We start from the raw sequence: 18,113 nt of genomic DNA, 5'->3' as shown, positions 1-18,113 counted from the left end.
ATCCGCAAAGAAGAATTTGAGCAATTCATTTTCTCGGCCATGCAGGAGAAATTCAAAGACTTTCAGATACTCCACGGCAGAGAGGAAAAAGTCAATCCGAAACTGACCGCCTATCAAGTGGAGCTGGCACAGGTGGAGGCAGAAATTGAAAAGCTGCTGGATACGCTGACCGGAGCCAATGCGACCTTGCTTGCCTACGCTAACAAAAAAATTGAAGAACTGGACACCCGACGCCAGACCATTTCAAAGGCAATCGCCGAATTGAGCGTTGAAACCATATCTCCCCAGCAGATAAAGAAGTTGTCCTATTATCTCGACAACTGGGAGAGCATAGATTTTGACGACAAAAGAAAAGCCGCCGATGGCTTGATCTCTACAATCAAGGCCACCAGCGACCATGTTCAGATAGAGTGGAAAATCTGACATTTCCGCTCTATCGCCCCTCATTTCTATTTTATCTTGTTTGTACCCCTTGTACACCGATGTTTCAGTGTATCCTGGAGGTGCTGTCTAATGCTGAATGACGCCACAGGTCTGAAAAAGATCTATCTTGCAGCTGGTTATACCGATCTGCGGAGAGGAATGGATGGTCTCGCAACGATCATCCGGTTCCGGTTTCAGCTCGATCCGTATGATAAAAATACGCTCTTTCTTTTCTGCGGGAAGAAGACGGACCGGATCAAGGGACTCTTATGGGAAGGGGATGGGTTCCTGCTTCTTTACAAGAGACTGAGCAACGGTGCCTTCAACTGGCCACGTTCCGTAGAAGAGGCGTTGGAAATATCCCCGGAACAGTATACGATGCTGATGCAAGGGCTTGAAATTCTCCCCAAACATCCGATCAGGCCAAATGATCCGCCTAAAAGATTGATGTAACATTTGTGCATTATGGAGAAAAAAATTTCCATATTTCACAGAAGAAAAGAGAATCTCTTCCGTTTCATAAAGCTTATCCACAGAATTCAGTCCGCAGGAATCAAACCACACGGTTTCGGGCAGAAAAATCGTTCTGAATCTGTGGATAGCAGCACAGAACATCTGGAATCATGAAAAGCTATCCCAGGTGCTCTGTACTGTTATCCACCGTCATTATGCCGAAAGGAAAACAGGCGCCAAGTGGCAGAAAACGTACAGATCTGGTACAATGGACTCATTAAGAAAATGAGTTCCTGCCATGGCGATGAAGTTCACAGAAGAACAGTTAAACAGCTTTGATAAATCTATGCTGATCCAGTTATTTTTGAATCAACAGGAACAGTTAGAAAAGGTCAGTGCCGACCTGCATTCCCTGGATACGAAGATGCAGGCAATGATGGAACAGCTGATCCTGGCTAATAAGAACCGGTTTGGACGTTCCTCTGAAAAAATGGAGGATGCCCAGCAGCTCCGTTTTGCTGAAGTGGATGGAACCATTGTGTTTTTTAATGAAGCCGAAGCTGTCTGTGATCTGGAGGCACCGGAACCAGAGACTCTGGAGCCGGCACCGGAACGCAGAAAAAAAGCAACCGGTAAGAAAGCACAGGATATGTCCGGGCTTCCTACAAATCGGATCAACCACTACATGACCGAAGAAGAATTAACAGCAGAATTCGGTGAAAACGGCTGGAAACAGCTTCCAGATGCTATTACACGCAGATATCGTTTCATTCCGGCAAAAGTCGAGGTGGATGAGCACCATGTTGGTGTATATGCCAGCAAAACAGACGGGCACATGATAAAAGCAACGCATCCCAAAAGCCTGCTTCATGGAAGCCCCGTATCCGCTTCGCTCGCTGCTGCGGTCATGAATGGAAAATACGTAAACGCGGTCCCTCTTTATCGCCTTGAACAGGAATTCCTTCGATATGGCCTTGCCATAACCAGGCAGAACATGGCGAACTGGATGATCCGGCTGGGAGAAGAATATCTCGCCGTTTTGTATGATCACCTTCATTCGCTGCTTTACAGCTATCATGTCATCCAGGCTGATGAGACACCGGTATTGGTAAACCGGGATGGCCGCAGTGCCGGTTCCAAGAGTTATATGTGGGTGTACCGTTCTGGCCACATGTATCCGGAAAAACAGATCATCCTTTATGAGTATCAGCGGACAAGAAATGCCTCTCATCCCCGGGAATTCCTAAAGAATTATTCCGGCATTTGCGTGACGGATGGCTATCAGGTCTACCATACACTGGAAAAAGAGCGTGAAGACCTGACGATAGCCGGGTGCTGGGTCCATGCCCGCAGGCGCTTTGATGAAGCGCTTGCAGTAGTACCGAAAGAACGCCAAAAAGAATCCGCATCCTATTTGATCTTAAAGCAGATCCAGACGATCTACAGAAAAGAAGGAAAGCTAAAGGATCTCTCATCGGAAGAACGGCTTTCCCAGCGTCAGGTGGCTATAAAGCCACTGGTAGACGCTTTGTTTGCGTACCTAAAGCAGCATGAAAGCGAGGTCGGAACAGAAAAGCTGAAGGATGCCTTCAGTTACGCTCTGAATCAGGAAAAATATCTCCGGGTTTTCCTGACAGATGGGGATGTCCCTATGGATAATAACGCCTCTGAGCACGCGATCCGCGGATTCTGTGTTGGAAAGAAGAACTGGCAGATGATCGATACGATCAATGGTGCGAAATCATCCGCGATTATTTACAGCATCGCAGAGACGGCAAAAGCGAATAACCTAAAACCATACGAATACTTTGAACACCTTCTGACAGAGATCCCCAAGCGCATGGATGACAGCGACCGGTCATTCTTAGATGACCTGCTTCCATGGTCGGAAAAGTTGCCGGACGTTGTCAGAAAACCGAAAAAGCAATGAAGCAGAGCCGCGGAAGCGGCTTTTAGCTTATAGGGTACTTGGTATGGAGCGTTTACAATGTTATGGACAAGACAAGTAGTATGGTGTATAGTTTAAAAACGTATTAGGTAAAAGAAATCTAGTGTTTTACTCTAGCTTGGTCAATAAAAAGTTTGTTTAAACAGCAACCAATAAAAAATAAGGTCAAATATGACAGTATTGACGTTCCGTTTTTTTCCTGTGTAAGGTATAATCTAAACTACAACCAAAGCGGGTGACAGGAGGTATAAGAAATGATCACAGGAGAAGAAATAAAAAATGCGAGACAGAGAATAGGAAAGACACTGGAAGAATTAGCGGATGAAACGGACTATTCACCAAGGCAATTAAGTCGTTTTGAAAAAAATGAAAATTTAGTACGCTATGATAAGTTTCTTCAGCTTATTGTAGCTTTAGAATTATATAAACCAGTTCAGAAGGTGGATTTATAGAATGATATCAAAAACAGCAAAGACAAAAAGCATTATATTAGATTTATTATCAGATGGAATGGAGCATACTTCAGATGAAATGAGAAGTCGCTTACGCGAAGAGGGAATAGAAGTCGATAAGCAAAGTAGCACTTTAAAAATGGCTATTTATCAATTAAGAGTTAATGGCAGTGAAATATATTCACGAGTCAGAGGAGTTTATCAGTTGAAAGAAGAAAAAAAACAGGCTATGTTAGCGGAATTTATAACACTGATGCCGGAAGAAAAGAACACTTCATATTATACGTATATTCATACAGACGGAAATATTGTTTTAAATGGTAAACTTAACAGAGAAATAGACAGCAGACAGATTGAAATTAAAATAACTAATGATGGGGTGAAAATAGCACTTATTCCCAATGGAGAGAAGAACCATAGATTTACTAAAAGTGGAAAAACTAAGAATATGGAGCTCTTAAAAAGACTAAAGAGTAATCATATTAGTGTTCCGACTGCATATGAGATGAAATTGGATAAAAAAACAGGAGTATGGATTGGAACAGTAAACAAAAATAATGTAAAAAAGGGAAAGCAAATTACAAAAAAATAAATTTAAATATATTCATTTATTATTGCTGCATTGCGAAGTTGGTTTCAATCCTGAAAAAGCAAGAAGATTAAAGTAGTATGCATTAGTTTATTAAGGTGTGATTCTAAGAAAAGAATTAGGAAGGCAGAAAGATTTAGGAAATTCATCATTTTTCTAATATTATTGTATGGACCGCCGGAAAATGATATAATCGGGATAACTGTCGTCGGACAGGAAATAAAAATTTGAAAGACAGGAAGATTTACATATGTGTGGAATTGTTGGATTTACAGGACATAGACAGGCGGCCCCGATCCTGCTTGAGGGACTTGCGAAATTAGAGTATCGCGGATATGACTCGGCGGGAATTGCGGTCCGCGACGGGGAGAAGGATGTGGAGATCGTCAAGGCGAAGGGACGTCTCCGCGTTCTCGCAGAGAAGACAAATGATGGAATGGCGATGCAGGGAACCTGCGGGATCGGTCATACGCGCTGGGCGACGCACGGGGAGCCGAGTGAGCTGAATGCGCACCCGCATTGCAGCGATGACCGGAACGTCGTCGGCGTTCATAATGGAATTATCGAGAATTACCAGGAACTCCGGGAAAAGCTTCAGAATAAGGGATATACGTTTTATTCCGATACGGATACAGAGGTTGCGATCAAGCTGATCGACTACTATTATAAGAAATATGAGCATACTCCGGTGGATGCGATCAACCACGCGATGGTGCGGATCCGCGGTTCCTACGCGCTTGCAGTCATGTTCAAGGATTATCCGGAGGAGATCTACGCGGCGAGAAAGGACAGCCCGATGATCATCGGCGTGGCGGATGGCGAGTCGTTTGTCGCTTCGGATGTTCCGGCAATCTTAAAGTATACGAGAAGTGTTTATTATATCGGAAATATGGAGATGTGTCGTCTCCAGAAGGGGAAAGTGACCTTCTATAACCTTGACGGGGACGAGATCGAAAAAGATCTGGTGGAGATCCAGTGGGATGCCGAGGCGGCAGAGAAAGCCGGCTATGAGCACTTTATGATCAAGGAGATCCATGAGCAGCCGAAGGCGATCCGTGATACGATCAATTCTGTCGTGAAGGACGGAAAGATCGACTTGAGCGGAGTCGGGCTTTCAGAGGAGGAGATCGCGAAACTCGGACAGATCTATATCGTGGCGTGCGGATCGGCTTACCATGTCGGCGTTGCGGCACAGTATGTGATCGAGGAGCTGGCGCAGATCCCGGTCCGTGTGGAGCTCGCTTCGGAATTCCGATATCGGAGACTCTTGTTTGCACCGAATTCCCTGGTGATCATCGTGAGCCAGTCCGGGGAGACGGCGGACAGTCTTGCGGCGCTGCGTGAGGCGAAGGCACATGGTGTGAAGACGTTGGCGATCGTCAACGTGGTCGGTTCCACGATCGCGCGTGAGGCGGATCATGTCTTCTATACACTTGCAGGTCCAGAGATCGCGGTTGCGACGACGAAGGCGTACAGCACACAGCTGATCGCCTCGTATCTTCTTGCAACAGAGTTTGCGCGTGTCCGCGGTGTGATCGATGAGGACCGGACGGCGGAGCTTCTTGCGGAGCTGCAGACGATCCCGGAGAAGATCGAAAAGCTTCTCGAGGACAAGGAGCGGATCCAGTGGTTTGCCGCAAAGCAGATGAATGCGCAGAATATGTTCTTTATCGGGCGCGGGCTTGACTATGCGGTCAGCATGGAAGGCAGCTTAAAGATGAAGGAGATCAGTTACATCCACTCTGAGGCGTATGCGGCCGGGGAGCTGAAACACGGGACGATCAGCCTGATCGAGCCGGGAACGCTTGTGATCGGCGTTCTGACGCAGCAGAATCTCTATGAGAAGACGGTCAGCAACATGGTCGAGTGCAAGAGCCGCGGGGCGTACCTGATGGCGCTCACGACGTATGGAAACTACAGTATCGAGGACAGCGCTGATTTCGTGATCTATATTCCGAAGACGGAGCCGTTATTCGCGGCGAGTCTGGCGGTGATCCCGCTGCAGCTGCTTGGATACTATGTATCTGTCGCAAAGGGACTGGATGTGGATAAGCCTAGAAATCTGGCGAAGAGTGTGACGGTGGAGTAAAGAAAATAAAAAGTGTCGAGTCGTAAAGGATAACTTTTGACTTGGCACTTTTTTTAGTTTATCTGTTCAGCTTCTCAACAATTACATTACACCGTTTCTTGCAAAATGCAACCCCGTAAGCAAGAATCTCTTCCTGGTCAAAAAAAATTCAACTTTTTTCATTTTTCCTGTCACATTTTCGATTTTCTTACGTTTATATTAATGGAACATGTTAAGGGAAAACGGATCCTGTCGGGAAGGGCGGGAACCGGCGTCGGATATATGCGGAAAACGACGTCGGGCAGCGGCTTTTCGTGAGGCGGGATAACGGGATCTTATGACATGATCAATAAGTTTGCGGGCGCTGTTCCGGGCTCAACACCCCATGAGACCGGGATACGGGTTTTTGATCAAATCGAAAGGCGATGGGGTCCTGACAGACAACGAATGGAGGAGGAATACATATGATCGTATCAAACAAGTACACGAAAATTGAGCGTAATGGAATGTATTATATTATTCCATCGAGCGCTCCGGAATGCCCGCATTGTGGTGGAGCTATGACGGTCCGGGACAGTAAAAGAAGAAAGCTGATCCTGTCCGACGGGACGGTACAGATGTTTGTTCTGCGCCGGTACAAATGCAAGATATGCGGACGCATCCACCTGCATCTTCCTGATATTATGCTCCCGCATAAGCACTATGCGCGGGAGGCGATCATCGAGACGGTGAGAGGAGAGCGGAACTGTTCGGCGGAGCAGTCGACGATCTACCGCTGGAACCGGGAGAAACTGCAGCTGGAATGTCAGGTGCTTCAGATGGAGAAGGAAGCCGAAAAGGAGAGCAGGACGGAAGGTGAGCCTGGCTGCCGGTGCGCGGGCAATTAAGATAACAGGGAAAATGAAAAAGCGGCAGGTGCGGTGCCTGCAATTGTGTGATCAGTGAGTATGGTTGCCGGTCAGTCAGGAATGGCTGGCCGGCCGTTTTGATAATGCCGCCTTGTCCAAGTGTGGTAAATATATAGTCCAATTATGGACAATATACAAATAGTGTCAATGTATGGTATATAGATGATATCAGGAAAAGTGTTTGTTCGGCCTGTATCTGTTCGGCTGAAACGTGTGCCGGATTGCCGTGTGCGGAGGAGAAAATGGTAAGTTACAATCGCCTGTGGGAGACCATGGAAAAGAGAAAGATCAGTCAGTACCGGCTGATCAAGGAGTTTGGCTTAAGCTCCGGTCAGATGAGCCGTCTGAAAAAGAATACATATGTCTCTACACATACGCTGGAGACGCTCTGCAGGATCTTAGACTGCAGGATCGAGGATGTAATGGAAGTTTCCTTCGAGGACGAAAAGAGCGAAAAACAGGTTCACGGACGCTGATCTTTACCGGAAAATGATTCCGATAAAGACCAGCCGTTTTTAAACCTCTTTCTCGCCGGGCTCAAAATGAGATGCGTACGATGTCTGCGACACTGCAGTTTAAGATCCTGCACAGAGTTTCCAGAGTATGAGTGGAGATATGCTCATTCTTCCGGATCCGCTGAAGCTGGCCGGAGCTGAAATGATAGCTGCGGACCAGGCGATACTGGCTGATGTGCTTTGATCTTAAGGTGTTCCAGAGTGGACTGTAATCGATCATGAGGAATGCCTCCTTTCCTTATATAATGCGGCGAAAGAGCCGCCATAGTAGAGAATAGAAGATATTGTCGGAAGTTTGTGAAAATATAAGGAAAAAAGCCGGATTCTTTCGGATGTTGACAGGAATTGCAGACAACGACGGTGCTCAATGATACAAAGGAGGAAACAGTATGGTTAAATATACGAGATTATGGGAGACAATGCAGAGAAAAGGGATCAGCCAGTACCGCCTGATCAAGACATACGGGATCAGCAACGGTCAGTTGAACAGACTGCGGAAAAATTTATATATTTCAACTCATACCGTAGAAACTTTGTGCAGGATACTGGACTGCCGCGTTGAGGATGTGATGGAGATCGTGTTCGATGAGAATGAGGAGCCGCTGTGGTCTCCGGGACTGGAAGAGGAGCGGCAGAAGGAGAAAGAACTGGAAAGGAAAAAGAACAGACAGGGCTGAACGGATCTTGATGGGCGGTAATCTGCGGCTGGAAGATCCGACAGCCTGGATCAAAGCCATGGATTTTGTGAGAACGTAATTTTCAGGATGTGAGAAGACGCGGAAAACCGGTTGCTAATATTCTCTTTACCGGGTATACTGAATGAGATTAAAGATCATGGAGATAATGATTCAGCAGACCTATGCAGCGAATCCGGAAGATAGTTTTGCCGGGAAATCGTGAAGGCGCTGGAAAGTTACTCACAGAGAATATTGGAGGAACTTAAAATGGATACAATGACAGGACGCAATGTCGGAAAGACATGCCGGACCCATTACAGAGGAACTTTTAACGACGGTACACAGTTTGACTCTTCCTACGATCGTGGAGAGCCGCTGGAGTTCGTATGCGGTGCAGGCCAGATGATCAAAGGATTTGATGCGGCTGTCGCAGATATGGAAGTCGGCGAGATCAAAGAGATCCATCTGATGCCGGAGGAAGCTTACGGAATGCCGAATCCGAACGCGATCCTCACACTTGAGATCGCAAATCTCCCGGGTTCTGAGGACCTGGAAGTCGGCCAGAAGGTATACCTTACAAACCAGAGCGGCCAGCCGTTCCCGGTAACGGTTACCGCAAAAGATGAGAAGATGATCACTCTCGACGCGAACCATGAGATGGCAGGAAAAGAGCTGAACTTTAAGATCGAGCTGGTGGAAGTAAAATAAAAAAGTAAGATCGTGTGAAAGGGCTGTCGCATTAATGTGCGGCAGCTCATTTTGTATCCCCATCCCAGATCAGAAGGGAATTTCGATGAAACCGGCAGCCGAAAGCAGATTCCCAAGAAGCGTGAACCGGCTGCAGGTGGTCACGAGGAGACAGGAATTGACGAAAGACACAGACAGGTGTATACTTGCATATGCCACACAACTTGACATGTCAACATGATAATTGAGAAAAATTTTCATGTGTCAGGGAACGAACTTCTTTATTAAATTTTCAGGAGGACATCATGAATATCACACAAAAACAAAAGGGCATCCTCTTTATGATCCTGTCCGCACTTTCCTTTGCGTCCATGCAGGTGGTTGTCCGCATGAGCCGGGAAATTCCGACGATGGAGCAGATCTGCGTCCGCAATCTCTTCATCCTGATCGTTTCTTTCTTCATTATCAGGAAGAAACATGGTTCTTATTATGGTCCGAAAAAGTATCAGCCGTATCTCTTTGGCCGTTCGTTCTTCGGATTCCTTGGGCTGATTACCCTGTTCTACGCATCCAGCCATGCGGCGCAGGGCGATGTCACAGTGTTAAATAAGCTCTCTCCGATCTTCGTGACTCTGCTTGCAGCTGTGTTCATGAAGGAGAAGCTTTCCTCGATCCAGATCCCGGCGCTGGTCCTGTCTGTGCTCGGCGCATTCATCGTATTCCGTCCGAGCTTCCAGTCTGATCCGTTTCCGCTGATCGTTGCGCTCCTTTCCGCGATCACATCGGGAATTGCGTACACGTTTTTAGGGTATTTTAAAGGAAAAGTCGATGGAATTACCGTCATCATGCACTTTTCTACATTCAGCGTGTTCGGTTCCCTGCCGTTCGTGATCGGAAACTTTGTCATGCCGGATCTGCGCCAGTTCCTGCTCCTGATGCTGATCAGTCTCTTCGGCTCTTTCGGACAGGTATTTATCACATACGCATACCGTTTTGCTCCGGCATCCGAGATCAGTATCTACAATTATTCCGGAATTCTGTTCAGCATTCTTCTCGGAGCAGTGGTTCTCGGAGAGCCTGTAAAACATACCTCGATCCTTGGCGGCGCCCTGGTTGCGATCGCTTCCATTATGGTGTATATTTATGGAAACTCGAAAAAGAAAGAGGCGAAGTAAGTGGAGTCGGATGACAAGAAACTCTACACCCCGAAATATGTACAGATCGAAGATCATATTATAAGCGAGATCCGGAATGGCCGTCTGAAGACAGGTGACCGGATCCCATCGGAAGCGGAGCTTGTCCGGATGTTTGGGGTGAGCCGGATCACGGTCACGACCGCGATCAAAGAGCTTACCGCCCGCGGGATTCTCGTCCGCAGACAGGGAAAGGGGACCTTTGTAAGGAGGGACGACCCGGAAATTTCGGAAGAGACGGATGGTTTTTCGGACGCGCAGGCTGGCTCCGCCGCTTCCGCATCGAGAACGATTGCTTTCGGCGGCGGGATACGGCTTGCTTCACCGGAAAAAGCGGAACAGAAACCGCACACGCTCCTGGAGAACAGGATCATCTCTGCGGATCCCGTTCTATGCCGGAAGCTCGGTCTTGACGCGGGAAGCTATGTCTATCAGATCGTCCGCTGTATCAGGGATGGCGGGAAGACTTCGGAGATGGATTTTACTTATATCCCGCTGTCTGTATGCGGCGGACACACCTTCGACTGTGCGGAATTATCGACCAGCCTGATCCATGACTATATCAGCCGGAATTTCCCGGAGAAGCCGACGGGCGTGGACATCTATCTTCAGCCGGAGCTCACGGGAGATATTGATGTCTCCATGATGACCGGAGAAGGGGATGGTCCTGCCGGAATGCCGCTTTTTTTCTGGGATACGGTCGTCCGCAGCGGGAAAAAGGTTCTCGCAGTCACGACAACCGCTTCAAAGCTTTATCAGGGGATGAAATTCCTGACGTTTGAGATCCCGGCGCTTCCTTAGCTTTCCATCTGCCGCCCGAGGAAACCGGCAGCTGTTGCCGCCAGGCGCAGTTCCGGATCTGAAAATTTTGCGCGCGGCTCCCGGCTCATGATAATGACGGCTCCGATGGCGTCGCCTTCGCAGATGATCGGTGTGATCACCTGGGCTGTGATGCTGTCCCCGTCATCGTCGGTTACAGGCGTGAAGTTTCGGTCCTCTTTTCCTGCCTGGATGACGGTGCGTTCCTGGATCACATGCTCCAGCGCCCGGCTGATCGGTTTTTGGAAAAAGTCCTTTTTCGCTCCGCCCGCCGCCGCGACTACCTGGTCCCGGTCCGTGATGCATACGAGAAGCCCGGTCGACTGGGCCATCGCGTCCGCGTACTGACCTGCGAACGCGTTCAGTTCCATCATCGGTGAGTATTTTTTCAGAATGATCTCTCCCTCACGGTCGGTAAAGATCTCAAGCGGAGTTCCCTCCCGGAGACGCAGAGTCCGCCGGATTTCCTTTGGAACGACTACACGGCCGAGATCATCGATTCTTCTTACAATTCCAGTAGCTTTCATAACGTTTATTCCTCCTGCATATCACATACCATGTTTCCCATATTGTGTGCCTTATGGGTAGTATGTGGAAACAGGGTGAATTTATACATCGCAAAAATGAAAAAGAAATGAGGAAATCATCATGCATACGTTTGAAGATTTAAAGCAGATCATGAAGACGCTGCGTGCAGAGGACGGCTGTCCCTGGGACCGGGCGCAGGATCATGAGACGCTAAAAAAGCATCTCGTGGAGGAATGTGCGGAGGTGCTGGAGGCGATCGATAGCGGGGATACGGAAAATCTCTGTGAGGAGCTCGGGGATGTCCTGTTCCAGGTCATGTTCCACAGTGAGATCGAGGCGGAGCGCGGAAATTTCACCGTGGATGATGTGGTAAATGGGATCTGCGAGAAGATGATCCGCCGTCATCCGAGGATCTTCGGAGGTGAAATTCCGGAGGTCGAGGATGAGAAAGATCTCTGGGAAGCGATCAAAAAACAGGAACGGGAAATGAAGAAAAAGGCCGGAAAGCATTGACAAAATGCGGTTCCTGTGCATGTCCGGGAAGACGTGTGTACGGGAAGGGAAAAACGCTGAAAAACACGGTAAAATCGGGCAAAACTCCTTGACAAAGAATGCAGAAACATATATAAATGTAAGAGTGCAATGCAAAGGTCCTTCGGGCAGGCTTTGTCCGCGGGTTTTGAAATGAATTTTAGGAGGAAATAAAACAAATGAACAAGACAGAATTAATCGCAGCAGTTGCTGAGCAGGCAGAACTTTCCAAGAAAGATGCTGAGAAGGCACTGAAGGCTTTCACAGATGTTATTGCAGCAGAGTTAGTTAAAGGTGAGAAAGTACAGTTAGTTGGTTTCGGTACATTCGAAGTATCCGAGAGAGAAGCAAGAGAGGGAAGAAACCCGCTTACAGGTGAGAAGATCACAATCGCAGCTTCCAAGAACCCGAAATTCAAAGCTGGTAAGGCTTTAAAGGATATGGTAAACGCTTAATTCTGTTTTCGGAATGAACTGACTTATAAATTTGACCTGATCGCGACGGGTCATGTGAATCCCCTCTGTGATGCGAACGTGCGTTGCGGAGGGGTTATTGTTTCCGGGAAAACGTGTCCGCCCGGGGCGGGCAGCAGGAATTCTGGCGGCGGTATCGCCGCGAAAAGGAGCAGTTATGCGGTTAGACAAATATCTGAAAGTATCCCGTATCATCAAGCGGAGAACCGTGGCAAACGAGGCGTGCGACAGCGGTCGTGTCATGTTAAATGACAAGGTCGCGAGAGCCAGCGCGGAAGTGAAGGTCGGGGATGTGATCGAGGTCGCATTCGGAACAAAGGCCGTGAAGGTGCGTGTGACGAGTGTGCAGGAGACGATCCGCAAGGAAGATACGAAGGAAATGTTCGAATATATTTAATAAGGAACCTCACGGCGATAAGTCTGTGAGGTTTTCTTTATGCCCCGGGAAAAAGGCATCCCGGAGATCGCTGCCTGTGGGCATAAATTTTTATTCCCATCATATATATAAAAGAGAATGTACGCCGGCGCATTTTTGCGTCGGGCGCGGTCGCTTGCGGCAGATTTACATGCGGGAGGTGCTTTATGGAAGAGAATCCGGGAATGGCGCATAAGATCGTTTTGAATAACCGGGATCAGGGAAATCTCACGGGGATCCTGGATGTGATCTCGTTCGATGAGAATACCATCGTGCTGGACACGGACATGGGACTTCTGACCATCAAGGGGAAAGACCTCCATGTGAACAGGCTGAGCCTGGAAAAGGGCGAAATCGACATTGAGGGTAGGACGGACAGCCTTGTGTACTCGGCGGGCGGCGGCACGAAGAGCGGGGGAAGCTTCTGGGCGAAACTGTTTAAATAATAGTAACGATTCAGTAGGTCTGCAGACTTACTGCGCTGACCGTAATAAAACATGGGGTGGAAGGCAAAAATCCCATCGGCGAAGCCGATGCGGAATGGATTTTTAATTGTGGAGGAATCGCAGAGTGAGCACATATCTTGCCATGGAAGTGAGACTTGTCTGGATGAGTTTCGTGCTGGGATGCATTCTGATGGCAAGCTATGATCTGTTAAGATGGTTCCGCTTTTTTGTTCCGCACGGGCTGGTCTGGACGGGGATCGAGGACTTTTTTTACTGGATCTGCGCAGCTGTCATGACCTTTCTTCTGCTGTTTTATGAGAACAGCGGGATCGTCCGTGCCTATGTGATCGCCTGCGTGTTTTTCGGCATGATCTTTTATGATAAAATGATCAGCAGGAATGTGTTCCACCTATTGAAAAAGCTGAAAAAATGGTATAAAATTAAAAGAAAGACTGCCTCAGAAAAGAGAAGAAACAGGCAGTCTGAAATGTAGAAATAAAAGGTCATTCCCGGAAACATGTGGGAGTGTGGAAAATCCACAGGAAAATGGATTGCCTGTCATGAATGTGAGCGTTCATGCACGGGAAACGGAATGGACCGGTTGATCAGGATAGAAGGCAAGATCAAGAAGGAAGCGAGGAGTCATGGGAGAAAACCGGAACAGACGGAACAAAAGAAGATCGAGAAACAGTCTGGGTAACCGGATGGCGCTGATCGGGATCACGGTGGTCGTAGGAAGCCTTGCTGTGGTTGTCCATATCGGCGGAACTTCCCTGAGAGAACGTGATCTGGAATACCAGGCGCGGGAACAGGCACTCGAGAAGACGTTGGCGAAGGAGGAGGCGCGAGCCGCCGAACTCGAAGAGTACCGTGTGTATGTCCAGACGAAACAGTATATCGAGAAAGTCGCAAAAGAAAAACTGGGACTTGTAAATAAGGATGAGATCCTTTTTAAAGCGGATGAATCCAACTGATGTTCATGGCGGATCATCTGAAAGACTTGTATGCCGCATCATCTGTAAAATGACAGTGGATGAATGTCTGGCTCAAATCAGCGCAGATGATGTCGTAAATTTTTAAAAACTGAATACGGGAATCCGACAAATATTTCCCGCCTGCCTGCATATAATAAAATGGCGTATTCCGCGTCGTTTGGCTGGTCATGGAGACCTGGATGGTCTTTCGTGACAGGGTACGCAGGTTAGGAGGGAATTTTTGTGTTTGGAGATCGGGAGATACATAGAAAGTTGTCCGGAGCCGGGGGATATGCGGCGGAAAGACTCGCGGAGATCTCGGATTCACTGGGGCAGCTCGCAAAGATCATGAAAAATTCCGGTGAAGATCCGGGACTTTCCAGAGAGGACGGGATCGCGGCGCTGGAATCGGCGGCATCAATGGTCTGTGGGAGCTGCGACAGGTGCGGCATGAAGCAGGAGGGCCTGGATGAACAGGACGGGGAACATTATTTCCTATATTATCTGCTCCGCGCATTCGAGAAAAAAGGTGCGCTGGAGTACCCGGACATGCCCAGGGAGTTTCTGGACAGGTGTCGGAAAAAGACGGATTATCTCAGAGAATTGAACCGGAGTCTCGGACGCTCCACGATGAATCTCGCCTGGAAGAACCGGTTCCTCGAGAGCCGGGACGCAGTCATGCTGCAGTTTGAGGAGATGGTGGGGATCCTCGGGGAGTTTTCCGGACAGATGGAGCAGGCGGCGGACGTGACGGAGACGCTGATCCCGGCGGTCCGGTCTGCATTCCGGAAACGCAGGATTGCATTGGAGGACATGCTGGTCCTGAAGTATGGGGACGGAAGACGGGAAGCATTCCTTACGGTGCGGACAGCAAACGGGCGCTGTGTAACTGTGAAGGACATGGCGGCGCTGTTCGGACAGGCTGCCGGCGCGGAGTTTGTCCCATCGCGGAACGGAAAGACGCTGGTCACAAGAAAAACTTCCACGGTGCGCCTGATCGAAAAAGGAAATTACCGGCTGTTGTTTGGAGCTGCGAGGACTCCGAAAGAGGGGGAAGAGGTCTCCGGCGACAACTACATGTTCCGGAACACACTCCCAGGGCAGGTTGCTTTGAGCCTCTCAGACGGAATGGGGAGCGGACCGGCGGCGGGAGCGGACAGCGGGCGGGTCATGGAGCTCGCGGAACAGCTTCTCGACACGGGATTCTCCGCGAGATCGACGCTGAAGCTGATCAATACGGTGCTTTTGCTGAGCGGGATGGGCGACCGGCCGGCGACGCTGGATCTGGGACTTGTAAATCTTTACACGGGTGTTCTGGAAATGATGAAACTCGGGGCGGCGGCGTCCTTTCTCCTGCCGGACCGGAGATCCGGCGGGGAGGCGGAGATCCTGGAGTCGGAGACGGTTCCAGCGGGAGTTTTGAATCCCGTGGAGCCGGTGATGATATCGCGGAAACTCTGGGACGGGGACAAGATCATCCTGGTGAGCGACGGCGTTCTCGATGCGATGCCGGGGGCGGAAAAGGAGCAGACTTTCCGGGATTTCCTCGACGGGCTGCCCGACGCCGGTGTGCAGGAGACGGCGGAGATGATCCTGACGTTTGCGCTGTCGTTTGAGGGAGAGCCGCGTGATGACATGACGGTGCTGGTCGGCGGGATCTACGGGTGATACGCGGCGGGAAGAATTTGGAAATGGAAGCTGCCCTCAGAAGGCGGGTTTACTGATCTGAGCGTAAAAGCGCAGGTGAAAAACTTCATAGACCAGGTTGGAACAGGATGGATCCGTCGTGTGATGAATGGTGAAAATCCGGGAAAGCTGAGGATGAAGAGATAGGATCAATGCGATAAAAGAAAAACGGAGAAAAAAATGAACGAAAAAATGAATGCAGGAATCGGTCGGTTCCGGCAGAAGGTTCTTGCCTTTATGCGAAAAAATCATATGACAGACCGGGGAGACGGGGTCCTGGCGGCGGTATCGGGCGGCGCGGATTCCGTCTGCCTGTTGCTGCTTTTGTGTGAACTGGCAGCAGAACTCGGGATCCATGTCTCTGCATTCCATATGAACCACGGGATCCGCGGCGCGGAGGCGGACCGGGATGAGCGGTTCGTGAAGGAACTCTGCGGGCGGATGGGGGTTCCGCTTACCGTGGTGCATGAGAAAGTAGGATCATATGCCGCGGATCACGGGTTGTCGACGGAGGAAGCCGGGCGGATCCTGCGCTACCGCCATCTGAAGGAGACGGCGGAAAAATACGGCTGTGCGAAGATCGCCGTCGCCCATCATGAGGACGATGATGCGGAGACGGTGCTCTTAAATCTCTTCCGCGGGAGCGGACTTCCCGGGCTCTCGGGAATCCGGCCGGTGAGAGAGGAGATCATCCGCCCATTATTATGCGTCTCCCGGAAAGAGATCGAGGAATACCTGACATCACGGGAACATTCCTGGTGTGAAGATTCCACAAATAAGGAGAATGATTACACAAGAAATAAGATCCGCAACGAGCTCCTGCCCTGGGTGACGGAGAATATCAACAGCCGGGCGGCGGAACATATCCTGGCGGTGTCGGAGTTTGCTGCCAAAGCGGATGCGTATTTCGAGGCGGAAGCGGAGCGGGTCTTAAGGGAAAGTGAGCGGAAGGAAAAGAGCCGAACCGGAAATTCTGTAAAGATCCGCACCGAAATCCTTGATCCCCAGCCCGAAATCTTAAAAACCTACATCATCCGCCGAATGATCTTAAATGCCGCCGGGAAGGCGAAAGACATCACGGAGCGTCACATCCGGCTGGTCATGGATCTTTCCGGTCCGGGCGGCGGCTGTATTGCGGACCTTCCGTATGGTCTGCAGGCGGTCCGCGGGTATGAGACATTGGAGATCCGGAAAGTGTGCCAGGTGGGAGAAAAAGAAAGAAGAGAGAAGACTGGGGACATTTCGGCCTATAAATTCAGGAAAAATGCAGAGGACCTGGAATGCACAGAGGTGAAAATGGCAGGTCTGAAAACTTTATCCTGCGAAGCGCTTTTGGATACAGAAAAAAAGAAGATCGATCCGGAAGCGGGAGAGAGAAAGATCCTGCAGCTCGGTCCGACCATGATCCGCCTTCATGTCACCCAACGGAAAAAAGAACTGGAAATTCCGAAAAACCAGTATACGAAATGGTTTGACTATGATAAAATAAAAGATGGATTATCCATACGATACAGGAAAAACGGGGATTATTTCACACTTTCCGGCGGAGGAAAAAAGAAGCTCGGAAGGTTTATGATCGATGAAAAGATCCCGGAAAAAGAGCGGGACCGAATTCCGGTCCTGGCGGACGGAGACCATATATTATGGGTGATCGGATACCGGATCAGTGATTATTATAAAATAACAGATGAGACTGAACGTGTCCTGGAGGCGGAGATGATCCTGCCTGACGGGGGAGACCGGTCGGAAGACGGCGGTGGGAGAGCAGGCATCTGGAATTGCAAAGGAGAAGACCATGGCTGATAAAATTCGTGTATTATTAAGTGAAGAAGAAGTAGACAAGCGGATCAAAGAGATCGCGGACCAGATCAATAAGGATTATGAAGGAAAAGAAGTTCACCTGATCTGCATCTTAAAGGGCGGCGTATTCTTTACCTGCGAGCTCGCAAAACGCCTGACCGTTCCGGTAACGCTTGACTTTATGTCCGTATCCAGCTACGGAAGCGGAACCCAGTCTTCCGGCGTTGTAAAGATCGTAAAAGACTTAGATCAGCCGTTAGAGGGAAAGAATGTCCTGATCGTCGAAGATATTATCGATTCCGGACGGACTCTCGCATACCTGATCGATATCTTACACAAGAGAAATCCGAATTCCATCCACTTATGCACACTGCTCGACAAACCGGAGCGCCGTGTCAAGAAACAGGTGAAGGTTGATTACACCTGCTTTACGATCCCGGATGAGTTCGTTGTAGGCTATGGCCTCGATTATGACCAGAAATACCGCAACCTTCCGTTCATCGGCGTTGTGGAGCAGCAGTAAGGAGG

At 49.2% G+C, this 18,113-nt stretch carries 22 protein-coding genes and 1 pseudogene; 21 read left to right on the top strand and 2 right to left on the bottom strand.

The features are described 5' to 3' along the window. The 8 genes and pseudogenes from GPK90_RS03735 to GPK90_RS03700 form a co-directional block, all read left to right on the top strand. Positions 1–423, top strand: a pseudogene (locus tag GPK90_RS03735) (recombinase family protein); the annotation flags it as partial. A 90-nt stretch (positions 424–513) separates the two neighbouring features. Next, a complete protein-coding gene (gene tnpB / locus GPK90_RS03730; RefSeq protein WP_118468476.1) occupies positions 514–876 on the top strand; it encodes an IS66 family insertion sequence element accessory protein TnpB in 363 nt (120 codons plus the stop codon). Positions 877–1,174: 298 nt separating this feature from the next. Beyond that, on the top strand, positions 1,175–2,806 hold the full coding sequence (gene tnpC / locus GPK90_RS03725) for an IS66 family transposase (protein ID WP_215702191.1): 1,632 nt from the start codon (positions 1,175–1,177) through the stop codon (positions 2,804–2,806). 272 nt (positions 2,807–3,078) lie between these two features. Continuing rightward, on the top strand, positions 3,079–3,276 hold the full coding sequence (locus tag GPK90_RS03720) for a helix-turn-helix domain-containing protein (RefSeq protein WP_215702190.1): 198 nt from the start codon (positions 3,079–3,081) through the stop codon (positions 3,274–3,276). A 1-nt stretch (position 3,277) separates the two neighbouring features. Continuing rightward, entirely contained in the window at positions 3,278–3,868 is a 591-nt protein-coding gene (locus tag GPK90_RS03715; RefSeq protein WP_215702189.1) for a hypothetical protein, read from the top strand. Between the two features lie 247 nt (positions 3,869–4,115). Next, the gene (gene glmS / locus GPK90_RS03710) at positions 4,116–5,954 is read left to right on the top strand and encodes a glutamine--fructose-6-phosphate transaminase (isomerizing) (RefSeq protein ID WP_215702188.1); all 1,839 of its coding nucleotides are present in this window, start codon (positions 4,116–4,118) and stop codon (positions 5,952–5,954) included. A gap of 443 nt (positions 5,955–6,397) precedes the next feature. Then, the gene (locus GPK90_RS03705; RefSeq protein ID WP_215702187.1) at positions 6,398–6,820 is read left to right on the top strand and encodes a DUF6431 domain-containing protein; all 423 of its coding nucleotides are present in this window, start codon (positions 6,398–6,400) and stop codon (positions 6,818–6,820) included. Between the two features lie 263 nt (positions 6,821–7,083). Further along, a complete protein-coding gene (locus tag GPK90_RS03700; RefSeq protein ID WP_118530298.1) occupies positions 7,084–7,317 on the top strand; it encodes a helix-turn-helix domain-containing protein in 234 nt (77 codons plus the stop codon). A 61-nt stretch (positions 7,318–7,378) separates the two neighbouring features. Here GPK90_RS03700 and GPK90_RS03695 read toward each other — a convergent pair whose 3' ends face one another. Then, complete coding sequence (locus GPK90_RS03695; RefSeq protein ID WP_118298333.1) at positions 7,379–7,576, bottom strand: helix-turn-helix domain-containing protein; 198 nt, start codon at positions 7,574–7,576, stop codon at positions 7,379–7,381. A gap of 169 nt (positions 7,577–7,745) precedes the next feature. Between GPK90_RS03695 and GPK90_RS03690 the strand changes: the two genes are divergently transcribed. The 4 genes from GPK90_RS03690 (at position 7,746) to GPK90_RS19500 (ending at position 10,714) form a co-directional block, all read left to right on the top strand. Next, on the top strand, positions 7,746–8,033 hold the full coding sequence (locus tag GPK90_RS03690) for a helix-turn-helix domain-containing protein (RefSeq protein ID WP_118530296.1): 288 nt from the start codon (positions 7,746–7,748) through the stop codon (positions 8,031–8,033). Between the two features lie 267 nt (positions 8,034–8,300). Beyond that, positions 8,301–8,741: an FKBP-type peptidyl-prolyl cis-trans isomerase gene (locus tag GPK90_RS03685; protein ID WP_243016271.1), complete on the top strand. Its 441-nt coding sequence runs from the start codon at positions 8,301–8,303 to the stop codon at positions 8,739–8,741. A 284-nt stretch (positions 8,742–9,025) separates the two neighbouring features. Beyond that, entirely contained in the window at positions 9,026–9,895 is an 870-nt protein-coding gene (locus tag GPK90_RS03680; RefSeq protein ID WP_215702186.1) for a DMT family transporter, read from the top strand. Then, complete coding sequence (locus GPK90_RS19500) at positions 9,896–10,714, top strand: GntR family transcriptional regulator (RefSeq protein ID WP_215702185.1); 819 nt, start codon at positions 9,896–9,898, stop codon at positions 10,712–10,714. On the opposite strand, the gene spoVT is transcribed toward GPK90_RS19500, so the two are convergent. Continuing rightward, the gene (gene spoVT, locus GPK90_RS03670) at positions 10,711–11,259 is read right to left on the bottom strand and encodes a stage V sporulation protein T (RefSeq protein WP_118322305.1); all 549 of its coding nucleotides are present in this window, start codon (positions 11,257–11,259) and stop codon (positions 10,711–10,713) included. The genes GPK90_RS19500 and spoVT overlap by 4 nt on opposite strands. 121 nt (positions 11,260–11,380) lie before the next feature. On the opposite strand from spoVT, the gene GPK90_RS03665 reads away from it, so the two are divergent. From GPK90_RS03665 to hpt, 9 genes are all read left to right on the top strand, one after another. Next, complete coding sequence (locus GPK90_RS03665) at positions 11,381–11,773, top strand: MazG nucleotide pyrophosphohydrolase domain-containing protein (protein ID WP_215702184.1); 393 nt, start codon at positions 11,381–11,383, stop codon at positions 11,771–11,773. A 197-nt stretch (positions 11,774–11,970) separates the two neighbouring features. Further along, positions 11,971–12,246: an HU family DNA-binding protein gene (locus GPK90_RS03660; protein WP_015552342.1), complete on the top strand. Its 276-nt coding sequence runs from the start codon at positions 11,971–11,973 to the stop codon at positions 12,244–12,246. A gap of 175 nt (positions 12,247–12,421) precedes the next feature. Then, entirely contained in the window at positions 12,422–12,661 is a 240-nt protein-coding gene (locus GPK90_RS03655) for an RNA-binding S4 domain-containing protein (RefSeq protein ID WP_118298407.1), read from the top strand. Positions 12,662–12,846: 185 nt separating this feature from the next. After that, a complete protein-coding gene (gene yabP, locus GPK90_RS03650) occupies positions 12,847–13,125 on the top strand; it encodes a sporulation protein YabP (RefSeq protein WP_118298327.1) in 279 nt (92 codons plus the stop codon). A gap of 124 nt (positions 13,126–13,249) precedes the next feature. Continuing rightward, positions 13,250–13,618 (top strand): spore cortex biosynthesis protein YabQ, encoded by a 369-nt coding sequence (gene yabQ / locus GPK90_RS03645; protein ID WP_346011205.1) that lies wholly within the window; start codon positions 13,250–13,252, stop codon positions 13,616–13,618. A gap of 151 nt (positions 13,619–13,769) precedes the next feature. Further along, a complete protein-coding gene (locus GPK90_RS03640) occupies positions 13,770–14,099 on the top strand; it encodes a septum formation initiator family protein (protein WP_118298325.1) in 330 nt (109 codons plus the stop codon). Between the two features lie 243 nt (positions 14,100–14,342). Next, positions 14,343–15,767, top strand: a complete 1,425-nt coding sequence (locus GPK90_RS03635) for a SpoIIE family protein phosphatase (protein WP_346011204.1) — start codon at positions 14,343–14,345, stop codon at positions 15,765–15,767. A 198-nt stretch (positions 15,768–15,965) separates the two neighbouring features. Next, positions 15,966–17,588 (top strand): tRNA lysidine(34) synthetase TilS, encoded by a 1,623-nt coding sequence (gene tilS, locus GPK90_RS03630; RefSeq protein WP_215702183.1) that lies wholly within the window; start codon positions 15,966–15,968, stop codon positions 17,586–17,588. After that, complete coding sequence (gene hpt, locus GPK90_RS03625) at positions 17,581–18,108, top strand: hypoxanthine phosphoribosyltransferase (protein ID WP_118298322.1); 528 nt, start codon at positions 17,581–17,583, stop codon at positions 18,106–18,108. Before tilS ends, hpt begins: the two co-directional genes overlap by 8 nt. The last annotated feature ends 5 nt before the right edge of the window (positions 18,109–18,113 follow it).

This window comes from Clostridium sp. MCC344, assembly GCF_018785365.1.
Lineage (GTDB): Bacteria > Bacillota > Clostridia > Lachnospirales > Lachnospiraceae > Pilosibacter.
The sequence above is the reverse complement of the archived record's forward strand: the minus strand, read 5'-3'. Positions and strand labels throughout refer to the sequence as shown.

What these genes read in the sequence shown, in the direction of transcription:
- tnpB (WP_118468476.1), top strand. Translation starts at nt 514, where the DNA reads ATGCTGAATGACGCCACAGGTCTGAAAAAGATCTATCTTGCAGCTGGT.
- tnpC (WP_215702191.1), top strand. Translation starts at nt 1,175, where the DNA reads ATGGCGATGAAGTTCACAGAAGAACAGTTAAACAGCTTTGATAAATCT.
- GPK90_RS03720 (WP_215702190.1), top strand. Translation starts at nt 3,079, where the DNA reads ATGATCACAGGAGAAGAAATAAAAAATGCGAGACAGAGAATAGGAAAG.
- GPK90_RS03715 (WP_215702189.1), top strand. Translation starts at nt 3,278, where the DNA reads ATGATATCAAAAACAGCAAAGACAAAAAGCATTATATTAGATTTATTA.
- glmS (WP_215702188.1), top strand. Translation starts at nt 4,116, where the DNA reads ATGTGTGGAATTGTTGGATTTACAGGACATAGACAGGCGGCCCCGATC.
- GPK90_RS03705 (WP_215702187.1), top strand. Translation starts at nt 6,398, where the DNA reads ATGATCGTATCAAACAAGTACACGAAAATTGAGCGTAATGGAATGTAT.
- GPK90_RS03700 (WP_118530298.1), top strand. Translation starts at nt 7,084, where the DNA reads ATGGTAAGTTACAATCGCCTGTGGGAGACCATGGAAAAGAGAAAGATC.
- GPK90_RS03695 (WP_118298333.1), bottom strand. Translation starts at nt 7,576, where the DNA reads ATGATCGATTACAGTCCACTCTGGAACACCTTAAGATCAAAGCACATC.
- GPK90_RS03690 (WP_118530296.1), top strand. Translation starts at nt 7,746, where the DNA reads ATGGTTAAATATACGAGATTATGGGAGACAATGCAGAGAAAAGGGATC.
- GPK90_RS03685 (WP_243016271.1), top strand. Translation starts at nt 8,301, where the DNA reads ATGGATACAATGACAGGACGCAATGTCGGAAAGACATGCCGGACCCAT.
- GPK90_RS03680 (WP_215702186.1), top strand. Translation starts at nt 9,026, where the DNA reads ATGAATATCACACAAAAACAAAAGGGCATCCTCTTTATGATCCTGTCC.
- spoVT (WP_118322305.1), bottom strand. Translation starts at nt 11,259, where the DNA reads ATGAAAGCTACTGGAATTGTAAGAAGAATCGATGATCTCGGCCGTGTA.
- GPK90_RS03665 (WP_215702184.1), top strand. Translation starts at nt 11,381, where the DNA reads ATGCATACGTTTGAAGATTTAAAGCAGATCATGAAGACGCTGCGTGCA.
- GPK90_RS03660 (WP_015552342.1), top strand. Translation starts at nt 11,971, where the DNA reads ATGAACAAGACAGAATTAATCGCAGCAGTTGCTGAGCAGGCAGAACTT.
- GPK90_RS03655 (WP_118298407.1), top strand. Translation starts at nt 12,422, where the DNA reads ATGCGGTTAGACAAATATCTGAAAGTATCCCGTATCATCAAGCGGAGA.
- yabP (WP_118298327.1), top strand. Translation starts at nt 12,847, where the DNA reads ATGGAAGAGAATCCGGGAATGGCGCATAAGATCGTTTTGAATAACCGG.
- GPK90_RS03640 (WP_118298325.1), top strand. Translation starts at nt 13,770, where the DNA reads ATGGGAGAAAACCGGAACAGACGGAACAAAAGAAGATCGAGAAACAGT.
- tilS (WP_215702183.1), top strand. Translation starts at nt 15,966, where the DNA reads ATGAACGAAAAAATGAATGCAGGAATCGGTCGGTTCCGGCAGAAGGTT.
- hpt (WP_118298322.1), top strand. Translation starts at nt 17,581, where the DNA reads ATGGCTGATAAAATTCGTGTATTATTAAGTGAAGAAGAAGTAGACAAG.